Source organism: Okeania sp. SIO2F4 (assembly GCF_010672385.1).
In the GTDB taxonomy this organism is placed as follows: Bacteria; Cyanobacteriota; Cyanobacteriia; order Cyanobacteriales; family Microcoleaceae; genus Trichodesmium.
In genome coordinates this window covers 1-1,281 of record NZ_JAAHGT010001443.1, presented here as the reverse complement: position 1 = coordinate 1,281, position 1,281 = coordinate 1, and the positions used below count along the sequence as shown (strand labels likewise).

2 protein-coding genes are annotated in these 1,281 nt (G+C 32.2%); both read left to right on the top strand.

Going from position 1 to position 1,281, the window contains the following annotated elements; genetic code table 11:
• The coding region (locus tag F6K22_RS41105) for an adenylate/guanylate cyclase domain-containing protein (RefSeq protein WP_293110947.1) at positions 1-705 on the top strand (705 nt) is incomplete at its 5' end.
• 152 nt (positions 706-857) lie between these two features.
• Positions 858-1,061, top strand: coding sequence for a hypothetical protein (locus F6K22_RS41100; protein ID WP_293110945.1), 204 nt, complete (start codon positions 858-860; stop codon positions 1,059-1,061).
• Positions 1,062-1,281: the final 220 nt, after the last annotated feature.

The window sequence follows — 1,281 nt, the reverse complement described above, 5'->3', positions numbered from 1 at the left end:
TTGTTTGAGCGAGTCTCCACAGAAATTTATCAACGCCAGCAAGCAGAAGAAGTATCATTAGCTGAACAAGAAAAATCAGAACAATTATTGTTAAATATTTTGCCTCAGCCAATTGCAGAAAAATTAAAGCAAGGGAAGCAAAATATTGCTGATGGTTTTGCAGAAGTTACTATTTTATTTGCAGATTTAGTAGGGTTTACTGAGCTATCAGAAAATATTAATCCTCCACAATTAGTTGATTTGCTAAATGAAATATTTTCTTGCTTTGATGAATTGACTGATAGATATTATTTGGAAAAAATTAAAACTATTGGAGATGCTTATATGGTAGTTGGAGGTTTACCAGAACCAAGGGTAGATCATGCTGAGGCAATTGCTGAAATGGCTTTGGATATGCAGACAGCAATTGCCTATTTTAATCAAAAAAATAATATCCAGCTTAGTATGAGAATTGGCATTAATACTGGTCCGGTTATTGCTGGTGTTATTGGCAGGAAAAAGTTTATTTATGACCTCTGGGGTGATGCAGTTAATACTGCGAGTCGCATGGAATCTCACGGTCTACCTGATAAGATTCAAGTTACAGAATCAACCTACTATTATTTAAAAGGTAAATATATATTCGATGCGAGAGGAACTATTATGATTAAGGGTAAGGGAAAGATGAATACATATTTTTTAGTTGATAGAGATAATCATGGATAAATTGTCTGGATTAAATATATTAGTGAAGCAAAAAAACATTGAATATTAAATACAAATATGGTAGAGTTAACCAAATAATGATTAAGTTCTGAACTGGATAACTAAAAAAGGTTGTCTACTATAAAATTACTAAATTATTAGAGGATAATTCCATGGAAAATACTATAAATTGTGCAGAAGCTTGTGTAAATGGTTGCGTTTTAGGCGATCGCTGTCCTAACAAAGAATATGTAAAAGAAACATCAAAGTTTATTGATAATACTTCCTTAGATAAAATGCTAGAAATGGCTGAAGAAGCAGTTATGAAGAAAAGAATGGCTCCTCCTAAATGGGTAATTCCTGAGTTTCCTGAGTAAAAATAATATTAAATTAAAAGCGATCATGTTCAGCACCTCTGACACGATCGCCCACTTTTTAATTATTTATTTATTTAATTAATTTAATTAACTAACGGGACTTACACAATTTTTCAGCCCAAATATAGCCTTAACTCTCTTTATGAGAGACAAACAGGTCTATATTGTTCCTTAACCAATCAAAAAAACGAGATCAGAAAAGCGTCGTGTAGTGCAAGAG

Coding starts and splice junctions, on each gene's coding strand:
- F6K22_RS41100 (WP_293110945.1), top strand. CDS start 858: ATGGAAAATACTATAAATTGTGCAGAAGCTTGTGTAAATGGTTGCGTT.